10 protein-coding genes are annotated in these 9,016 nt (G+C 35.9%); 6 read left to right on the top strand and 4 right to left on the bottom strand.

The window, feature by feature from the left end; genetic code table 11:
- Positions 1-177: transposase (locus BM212_RS12505; protein ID WP_177206457.1), on the bottom strand; the 177-nt coding region annotated here is incomplete at its 3' end.
- A gap of 328 nt (positions 178-505) precedes the next feature.
- Here BM212_RS12505 and BM212_RS11330 point away from each other — a divergent pair.
- Positions 506-1,366 (top strand): helix-turn-helix domain-containing protein, encoded by an 861-nt coding sequence (locus tag BM212_RS11330; RefSeq protein ID WP_072693726.1) that lies wholly within the window; start codon positions 506-508, stop codon positions 1,364-1,366.
- Between the two features lie 155 nt (positions 1,367-1,521).
- Here BM212_RS11330 and BM212_RS13000 read toward each other — a convergent pair whose 3' ends face one another.
- Both BM212_RS13000 and BM212_RS11325 read right to left on the bottom strand, forming a co-directional pair.
- Positions 1,522-1,650, bottom strand: a complete 129-nt coding sequence (locus BM212_RS13000; RefSeq protein WP_143744950.1) for a putative holin-like toxin — start codon at positions 1,648-1,650, stop codon at positions 1,522-1,524.
- A gap of 360 nt (positions 1,651-2,010) precedes the next feature.
- Complete coding sequence (locus tag BM212_RS11325) at positions 2,011-2,934, bottom strand: ring-cleaving dioxygenase (RefSeq protein WP_091898629.1); 924 nt, start codon at positions 2,932-2,934, stop codon at positions 2,011-2,013.
- 230 nt (positions 2,935-3,164) lie between these two features.
- Here BM212_RS11325 and BM212_RS11320 point away from each other — a divergent pair, with 230 nt between their 5' ends.
- Genes BM212_RS11320 through BM212_RS11310 form a run of 3 tightly spaced genes read left to right on the top strand, consistent with a single transcriptional unit; the run spans position 3,165 to position 5,999 of the window.
- Complete coding sequence (locus tag BM212_RS11320; protein WP_091898628.1) at positions 3,165-4,232, top strand: DUF871 domain-containing protein; 1,068 nt, start codon at positions 3,165-3,167, stop codon at positions 4,230-4,232.
- Positions 4,222-5,115, top strand: coding sequence for an N-acetylmuramic acid 6-phosphate etherase (gene murQ, locus BM212_RS11315; RefSeq protein ID WP_091898626.1), 894 nt, complete (start codon positions 4,222-4,224; stop codon positions 5,113-5,115). Before BM212_RS11320 ends, murQ begins: the two co-directional genes overlap by 11 nt.
- A 32-nt stretch (positions 5,116-5,147) precedes the next feature.
- Positions 5,148-5,999, top strand: a complete 852-nt coding sequence (locus tag BM212_RS11310; RefSeq protein ID WP_091898624.1) for a MurR/RpiR family transcriptional regulator — start codon at positions 5,148-5,150, stop codon at positions 5,997-5,999.
- 64 nt (positions 6,000-6,063) lie between these two features.
- Here BM212_RS11310 and BM212_RS11305 read toward each other — a convergent pair whose 3' ends face one another.
- Positions 6,064-6,540: a hypothetical protein gene (locus BM212_RS11305; protein WP_091898622.1), complete on the bottom strand. Its 477-nt coding sequence runs from the start codon at positions 6,538-6,540 to the stop codon at positions 6,064-6,066.
- A gap of 174 nt (positions 6,541-6,714) precedes the next feature.
- Between BM212_RS11305 and BM212_RS11300 the strand changes: the two genes are divergently transcribed.
- Positions 6,715-7,020: a hypothetical protein gene (locus BM212_RS11300; RefSeq protein WP_091898620.1), complete on the top strand. Its 306-nt coding sequence runs from the start codon at positions 6,715-6,717 to the stop codon at positions 7,018-7,020.
- Between the two features lie 620 nt (positions 7,021-7,640).
- Positions 7,641-8,939 (top strand): group II intron reverse transcriptase/maturase, encoded by a 1,299-nt coding sequence (gene ltrA, locus BM212_RS11295; RefSeq protein ID WP_232226883.1) that lies wholly within the window; start codon positions 7,641-7,643, stop codon positions 8,937-8,939.
- Positions 8,940-9,016: the final 77 nt, after the last annotated feature.

The raw sequence follows: 9,016 nt of genomic DNA, 5'->3' as shown, positions 1-9,016 counted from the left end.
GAAGTAAGCACGATTTTCTTTTAAGTGAAGTAGTCGTTTAGCTAAATCAGAGAAACCAAAGGTATTCATTAGTTCTTTAACTAAGACCAAACCGGAATCACTAGATAAGCGTCCACCTGTATGCGAAATGGTAATGTTAGAATTGAATTTAATCTGTTTTTTGTGTAAGCTAGTCATTAGAAGAACTCCTTTTCTTATGGTTGGTTTCGACACCTTTACTATATCAGAATGGAGTTCTTTTTTCATCACTTAACAGGTGAAACAATAAAAGTATCATAGTGCCTGCCATTAGGCAGTGTTTCCACGATTCAAGCAAAAGTATGAATTATCTAGGAGAAAGAATAATATTTAAAAACACGCTAGTCCTTAGTTGACTAGCGTGTTTTATTAATAGAGTCATATTAATAAAATTTAGCTTTATAGTGTGGAAAATTAAAAGATGCTTAGGTATAATGAGACTATTATAATCACATTTATATTTTATAAGGAACGAGGCATCAGATATATGCGCTTAGGGGAGAAGATCAAAAGAAGAAGAAAAGAAATTGGTATGACACAGATTGATCTTGCTGAAGGAATCTGTACTCAGGCAATGGTTAGTAGATTAGAGAAACAGAAAGTACGACCTAGTCGAGACCTGATGGAGAAATTAGCGGATCGAATGGACACCCCGATGAGTTATTTCTATGGGGAAGATTCTTTAGAGACGAGACATTCTCAAGTCAGCCAATTATGTAAAATGATCAGACAGCATCTTGATAGAAGAGAATATGATTCAGTCGCTTATTTGGTAGAGACAAACCATGAATTAGTTGCCCGTTCTGTTGGAGAAGATAAATTGTTTTTCGAATGGATCAAAGGGTTGTTATACACGCATAGAGATGGGGACTATGATAAAGCATTAAAACATCTGATCGCAATCGAAGAAGGTACGAAAAAAGGTGAACTACGAGTTGAAATCATCGACAGTATTGGAAACCAGTATCAGCGAAAACAAGAGTACAATAAAGCTGAAGAGTACTACCAAAAAGGATTTGAATCTTTTTCAGAATGGATGGGACATGAGAAAAAAGCAAAACTATTATTGAATTATTCTCTATGTCTATCTAAACAAGGGAAGTATCGCGATTCTTTGGAGAAGGTACTACAAGGACTTGAATTATTGATAGAAAATAATACACTTTTTTTATTAGGAGATTTCTTTTATCAAAAGGGTCTATGCCTAGAGCATTTAGATCAAAGTCACCAAGCAGTAGAATCTTACAAGAAGGCTGCTTTTGTCTTCGAAATTCAGCAAAATGAACGATTCATAACGATGGCTAACCTGGCAATTGATGAATTAGAAGAAGCAGAAGTAGAAAATTAAAAAACAAAAAACGAGTTCACGACAGCTTAAAAGTGGTTGTGAATTCGTTTTTTTTTGTAAAGGAGATCCTTATCTTAATAGCTAGGGAACTAATAACGAAAGGCAGAGTAAAAGTACAAACTTTACAGTTGAATAGATGTATATGGCTATTTTACTTATTGGCAAATACGGCTACTTATTTTTTTGTTACTATTCAGCTTGATCAATATGATTACAAGATTAATTAGGAAAATCAAAAGACTGCCAAAAGCAATTATAAGCTGTAACGCTTCAGCTATGGACAAAAAGGCTTATCCTTTCTAAGGTTTTAACACTTACATATATAAGCATCACCACGATCCAAGATAGCAACTATTTTAACTTGCTACAAGTATAGTACATCATGATTTTACTATTTAATTTTTAATAGCTTGTCGCAAATGCTTTAGTTCTTTTGAAGATATAATAATCAAAATATTTTACATAAAATGATTTATTCTATGTTGAAAAGTTTGTAATTCATTAATAACAGTGAATATAAGTAGTAGTATAGAGCTTTATGAGATTTCAAACTAGTTAGTCTTTATTTGTAAGATTATCTGGGTGTCTCTTGTTGTTCAATTTCATAAGAGAACTGCTAATAGTTTAAGGCAGAGATAAGTTTTTTAAGAAAGACTTGGTAAGTGTGCCTCAATCAACGCTCTTTTTGATTCAAGCCATTCTGGTAATAGCAGCGTTTCTCCAAGATGTTCTAATGGTTCATCTACTGTAAACCCAGGCGTATCAGTAGCGATCTCCATTATAATTCCTCCCGGTTCTTTGAAGTAAATGGCTTTGAAGTACTGACGGTCTTTCACTTCGGTTGTTGGATATCCATTATCCATCAAGTAATCTTGCCACTCTAAGTGATCCGAAAAATCTTGTGCACGAAAAGCGATATGATGAACCGTACCTACTCCAAAGGAACCTGAAAGACTTTCTGATTTTTTCAAATCAATTGTATTACCAAGTGTTCCTTCTGCTTTGAAACGAATATAGTTTTCGGTTTCCTCTACCCTCTCAAATCCCATATAATGTTCTAAAAGTGCTGCTGTTTTATCCGGTTGCTCAGATAAAAGAGAAGCACCGGCAATCCCTTTTATAGATTTTTCTTCAGGAATCCCTTCAGATAACCATGTATTTTCAGCGGAAACAGATCTAGCTGCAATAGCTAAATTAAGTCCATGAGAATCTTGAAAGAATAGAGTTTCTTCTCCAAATAGTGATGTTTGTTCTACTTTTATATTGAAAGAACGCAGTCTCTCGCTCCAGAAGTCTAAAGCATCTTCTGAGACAACAAACATGGTTCTGCCTACTTGACCAGTTCCGACGGTTCCTGAGTAAGCTTTAGGCCACGGGAAAAAAGTCATGATTGTTCCTGGAGTGCCCTCTTCATTACCAAAATATAAGTGATAAGTTCTTGGATCATCAAAGTTTACAGTTTTTTTAATCAGTCTAAGCCCCAGAACCTCTGAATAAAAAGCCACGGTTTCTTTGGGGCTTCCTACGATAGCAGAAATATGGTGAATTCCAACTGTTTTTTTCATCATCCAACGCTTCCTTTAATTTATATATTATAAAAATATTTATCTCTAATTCGTACTATATTCTATGACTTTATATTAGCCTTCTTAAATTAGGATGTCAATCATCCATACTTATTTTTTATAAGCGAAATACTTTTATGAAATCCGCTTTATAAATTGAAATAATATTTCATTTCGTTCATAATAAAAGAGAAATCAAATATTAAATTTAGTAGAGAGGGTCGTTCGATTTTATGTTAGGAGCATCGCTTTACTTATCTCAGTCTGAAGAAATGAATATGCAAAATTTGAAAGTATTAAACGAAGTAGGAGTTAAAACGATTTTTACCTCTCTTCATATTCCTGAAGAAGATCCTGAACAAACGTTAAGTGGGTTGAAACGGATTACAGGTAAAATAAAAAACTATGGTATGAACTTGATGGCAGATGTATCGTCAAGTACATTAGAACAGTATTCAATCACAAAAGAAAAAGCAATTGATTTTTTTAAGGAATTTGGGATTACAAGCTTAAGAATTGATTATGGGTTTTCGTATACAGAAATTAAAACTTTCTCAAAACATTTTCAGATCATCTTGAATGCGAGTACGATTACTGAAGAAACTTGTACTTCACTCATGAAAGCGGGGATGAATCTGTCGGAGGTTACGGTCTGTCATAATTATTATCCTAGAGAAAATACAGGACTAGATAGAAATTTCTTCTTAAAGAGAAATAAGTACTTAAAAGATAAAGGATTCAAAATACAAGCATTTATTCCAGGAAATCTCAAAAAGAGGGGACCGATATATGCGGGACTACCTACACTAGAAGAGCATCGCAATATAGATCCGCTTGTTGCTTATATGGATTTAAAAGAAACCTTCCTGGTAGATGAAGTTCTGATTGGAGATATCCTTATGAAAGAAAGTACCGTCACTAGAATAAAAAAATGGATAGAAGAGGAAGTTATCGTTTTACCCATTACCAATGTGCACACTAATCTACCGGAAAATTTTTATGAAATTCATCATAATAGACAAGATGTAGCAAGAGATGTCCTTCGTTCAGAAGGTTCAAGGGTTGCTTTAAAAGGGCAGTCATTTGAACCCATTCAAGCTAAGCAACGACCAACGGGTTCTATTACGTTAGATAACGATTTATATGGTAGGTACGTAGGAGAACTACAAGTGACAAAGAGAGCCTTACCTGCAGATGATCGAGTAAATGTGTTAGGTCAAGTTAAAGACGCTTCATTAGGGTTACTAGAGCACATAACTGCAGGAGTCAAATTTCAATTTATGGAGGACTATGATGAGTAAAATGAATACAGAACAGAGAAATCCTCGTTCAATGAATTTGGATACATTATCTGTACCGGAAATGACAGAACTGATGAATGAAGAAGATACTACAGTTACTAAAGCTATTCGTCAAAGCATGAATCAGATCAATGACTTAATCACGGTTGTTATTAAGCAAATGGAAAAAGGTGGCAGATTATTTTATATTGGTGCAGGAACGAGTGGACGTCTTGGGATATTAGATGCCGCAGAATGCGTACCGACATTTGGAACATCACCTGAGTGGGTTCAAGGAATAATTGCCGGTGGAGAAAAAGCTGTTTTGGAAGCAGTAGAAGGGGCAGAAGACTCTGAAGCATTAGCCGTCAAAGATTTAAAGGATAAAAATTTGAATGAAATAGATGTGGTGATCGGAATTGCGGCAAGTGGGCGTACACCTTATGTAAAGGGTGCTTTAAAATACGCTCAGGAAGTGGGCGCGCAGACTGGATCAATTTCTAATAATCCTAAGGCTGCTATTAGTGCATTAGCAAAGTACCCCGTAGAAGTCGTAACAGGACCGGAAGTGTTAACGGGTTCAACAAGACTCAAAGCTGGAACAGCACAAAAATTAGTCCTGAATATGATCTCTACAGTGACTATGGTAAAATTAGGAAAAGCCTACGAGAATTTAATGGTAGACGTTCAAGCAACAAATGAGAAATTAGTTGATCGATCCAAACGAATCATTATGGAAGCTACAGACTGTTCATTTGAAGAGGCCGAAAAATATTATGAGCAATCTCATTCGGTGAAGACTGCTATTGTTCAAATATTGGCAGAAGTAACGTTAGGCGAAGCGGAAAGTTTGTTGGATCAGAAACACGGTCGTGTTCGTGAAGCAATTCGTTCTCAGCAATAGGATTATCCTAAGGGACAAAGGAATGTAAAAATATGACAGAAAAAAATATTCTAGGAAGACTTAAAAGTATCTCTGATCAATTACCGAAAGCAGAAAGAAAAATTGCGCATTTCATACTGGAAAATCCAGAAGAAGTAATTAATATGACTGCTTCAAAGTTAGGAAAAGAAGCAGAATCCAGTGCCGCAACAGTGATTCGATTGTGTAAAAGAGTGGATATTCCTAGTTTTACCCAGTTGAAGGTTTTGATATCTAGAGAAGTCATCCAAACGAGTCCAGCGGGATACTCTGATATTACACCGGACGAGCCACTTGAAGATATTATGGACAAGTTGCTGGGTAATGCCTTTCAATCTATGCAGGATACTGTTTCAGTGATTAATGAGCGTTCTTTACTTGAAGCGGTAAGAGTATTAAAATCTTCTTCGATCATTTATTTATATGGAATTGGAGCATCTAACCTAGTAGCAGAAAATATTGCTCATAAGTGGAATCGAATCGGAAAAACATGTATCAGTTTTTCTGATCCACATGTACTGTTAGCCGCAATGTCTGCTCCAAAAGAAGGACAGATTTTTTTCGGGATATCTAACTCAGGAGAAACCAAAGAAGTTGTGAAAATACTAGAATTAGCTAAAGATAATGGGTATAAAACGATTGCCTTAACCCAGTTCGGGAAAAATAGCTTATCTAAAAAAGCAGACATCTCTCTCCAGCATGTTAGAGCTCAAGAAGGTGCTTTAAGGAGTGCGGCAACGAGTTCTCTTCATGCTCAATTTATTCTGGTAGATATCCTGTTTTACGTATATGCTTCAAAAAACTATGATAAAATCATTAATCAGATTCGCCACTCTAGAGAACAGATTGAAAAATATAGTCAGTAAATCAAAAGAGCCTTTGAAGATCATTTTACTTACTGATCTTTAAAGGTTCTTTACTTTAATATATTTAAACTCTTTTCGGAAATCTTAAAGGACGTTTTTTCCCATGTTCAGCGCTTTCAAATATAAAGGAAGCACAAAGACAAGCGAATAAAAACTCAGCCAATAAAATAATTAAAGAGACGATAATGACCCAGCTTGCTTCCTCTATACCCGGCAACAGATTTCCTAAAGGAACACCGATTATGTTATTAACGATAGGGAAAAATAAAAAGGATAATATCCATTTTATAGCGGAAGCCAGTGTATCTATTAGAAAATGACCTTTATTACGCCTCTTGGCTAATTCAAAAATAATATATGTACATAAACAAGCAAACAAAAATTTTCCCAGTAAAATCAATAGACCCAATAAAAGAGAGATTTGAATTTCCTCTGAAGTAGAAATGAAATTTTCATCAATAAAATTAAGTAAGCCATTGATCATATATAATAACAAAAAAGGTAACCCAAATTTTAATACTATTCTTAAATCTTTTTTCATAATACTTCCACCTTAAAACGTTATTTTAAAAAGTTAATTCTTTATGTAAGAATACTTTATTGAAAAGTTTTAGTGTAGGTAAGAATGTGTACTCATTTTTTTAGAGAAGGAGTATATTTTTGGAAAGAAGAATTGAATTAAATAGTAACGAATACAAAGAGAGGAGCTTTTAGGATGAATACTAAAAAAAGTTTAATTGCTTTAATAATCATAGATCTTTTGTTTTTTTCAACCTATTTTATATATCTTATGTTTCCTATTTATTTGGGATATTATCCAATAGGAATTGCTCAAATTTTATTACTAATAATATGTCTTGTTTTTTTCGGTATTTATGGAAAATGTGTTTTTAAAAGAGCAGAATCAAAAAAAGATAAGTTAGTACAATATGTACCTATTATTTTACTTATTGTTGGATATTTGATTTCAATGTGTATAATAGCAATTAGTATATTTTGGTGGGTTGCTTTTATGCCTTGATTTTATATAGTCAGATATACTTAAAGTTATTTTAGAAATTATCTTGGAGTAAACAAGTCCTTTTTTCAATAAAGGTAGAACAAAAAAAGCCTATCCGATTAAGGAATAGGCTTTTCTTAGGTGCGCCCGGCATGGGCGATAACTTGGTGGTGAAAGTCCACTACAGACTTTGCAGTAGGAACTGTTAGCTGAAAGCAAGGGTGTCCATCGTGAGGTGGAATCTAAAGGAAGCTGGAGGCAAACACTCGCACTGACGAACAGAAACCTTATATGAAGGCTGAAGAGGGACGGATGAGTCTGCCTAACAAGACAAAGTCCAATACTGCACGAATCCCTTACAGTAAATGAGGCAGTGACATGAGTGGAAGGTTATCGCACCTTACCTGGGGAGATCTGTCTAGCGATACAGATGTATCGTAGTAACAACGAATAGACAGAAGTCAGCCGAGGTCATAGTAGGGAAAACGTACCGAAGGACCGAACAATATCAAATACAAAGTAAAGACTGGAGGTTAGAGGAAGCGAAGACTACAGAAAACAATGGAAACATTGGCAATCTGCGGAGGGATAAGGTGGAACCGAAAGAGTATGTAGATGTGTAGAGCTTTCTTCTAGGTTAAATGAAAGAAATGTATGGTAAGTCTCCATCACTGATGGAGCTCGTTGTAAGAAAAGAAAATTTACTCGAAGCAGCCCAAGTCGTTAGACGAAATAAGGGCGCTGCTGGAGTAGATGGCATGACAGTTTTTGAGGTTGAAGGCCATATTGAGAAGTATTATCTGCCCTTAAGGCAGAAGCTGCTTGATGGGACATACAAACCTCAACCTGTTAAACGGGTTGAAATCCCGAAAGCAAACGGTGCGAAGCGCAAGCTTGGCATACCGTGTGCACGCGATCGTGTGGTACAACAAGCGATCAAACAAATCATTGAACCCTATATCGACCCCTATTTCCTTCCGCAAAGTCATGGGTTCCGACCAAATAAAGGAACACATACAGCGCTGAAACAATGTGCCAAGTTCTATGAAGAAGGATATAAAGTGGTTGTGGATTGTGATTTAAAGCAATGCTTTGACACGTTGAATCACGACAAACTCATGTACCATCTTGAGCAGTTCATCAAAGATAAGATGATACTCAAGATTATCCGTAAGTTCTTGATGAGTGGTGTAACAGACCTGTCTGGCGAATTCGTAGAAACTCATACAGGCGCACCGCAAGGTGGTGTATTGTCACCCCTTCTCAGCAATGTATACTTACATGAACTGGATAAAGAGCTTGAAAAACGAGGACACCGATTCGTTCGATACGCAGATGACTTTGTCATTTATGTGAAATCGAAACGAGCAGGGGAACGAGTCATGAAAAGTGTGACTCGTTTTATTGAAAAAGACCTCAAACTTATCGTCAATGACGAAAAGAGTAAAGTGGGGTCTCCCACTCGTTTAAAGTTCTTGAGCTGTCTGATGATGAAAGTGAATGGAACCTATCGTTTTATTCCTACAAAAGAAGCCAAGAAGAAGTTTAAGCGTACATTAAAACGGCTAACGAGTCGTAAACGTCCAGGAAACTTCATTACTGTTATAAAGGAAATCAACCAAGTCACAAGAGGTTGGATTGGCTACTTTGGATTAGGATTTATCAAAAGATTCATATCAAACGAGATAGAACCATGGTTACATCACAGACTTAGACAGCTTATCTTAAAAAGATGGAAACGACCGAAAACAAAGATAACGAAGTTATTAGAGTACGGTTTAGATGAGGATAGCGCAAAACGGATTGGATTTTCAAGAAAGAAATACTGGCGACTATCCAAAACGCCTGAAGTTCATTGGGCACTTACAAACGAAAGACTCCACCAGTGGGGCTTAGTTTCACTAAGCCACCTAGGGGAGTCTGCTTACAAAAGATATTGAACCGCCGTATACGGAACCGTACGTACGGTGGTGTGAGAGGTCGACAAGTCAATTAATGGCTTGTCTCCTACTCGATT

Source organism: Marinilactibacillus piezotolerans (assembly GCF_900114235.1).
Taxonomy (GTDB): Bacteria; Bacillota; Bacilli; order Lactobacillales; family Carnobacteriaceae_A; genus Marinilactibacillus; species Marinilactibacillus piezotolerans.
Note: the sequence above shows the minus strand (reverse complement) of the source record. Positions and strands in the feature narration are given on the sequence as shown.

What these genes read in the sequence shown, in the direction of transcription:
- BM212_RS11325 (WP_091898629.1), bottom strand. Translation starts at nt 2,934, where the DNA reads ATGATGAAAAAAACAGTTGGAATTCACCATATTTCTGCTATCGTAGGA.
- BM212_RS11320 (WP_091898628.1), top strand. Translation starts at nt 3,165, where the DNA reads ATGTTAGGAGCATCGCTTTACTTATCTCAGTCTGAAGAAATGAATATG.
- BM212_RS11330 (WP_072693726.1), top strand. Translation starts at nt 506, where the DNA reads ATGCGCTTAGGGGAGAAGATCAAAAGAAGAAGAAAAGAAATTGGTATG.
- murQ (WP_091898626.1), top strand. Translation starts at nt 4,222, where the DNA reads ATGATGAGTAAAATGAATACAGAACAGAGAAATCCTCGTTCAATGAAT.
- BM212_RS11310 (WP_091898624.1), top strand. Translation starts at nt 5,148, where the DNA reads ATGACAGAAAAAAATATTCTAGGAAGACTTAAAAGTATCTCTGATCAA.
- BM212_RS11305 (WP_091898622.1), bottom strand. Translation starts at nt 6,540, where the DNA reads ATGAAAAAAGATTTAAGAATAGTATTAAAATTTGGGTTACCTTTTTTG.
- BM212_RS11300 (WP_091898620.1), top strand. Translation starts at nt 6,715, where the DNA reads ATGAATACTAAAAAAAGTTTAATTGCTTTAATAATCATAGATCTTTTG.
- ltrA (WP_232226883.1), top strand. Translation starts at nt 7,641, where the DNA reads ATGAAAGAAATGTATGGTAAGTCTCCATCACTGATGGAGCTCGTTGTA.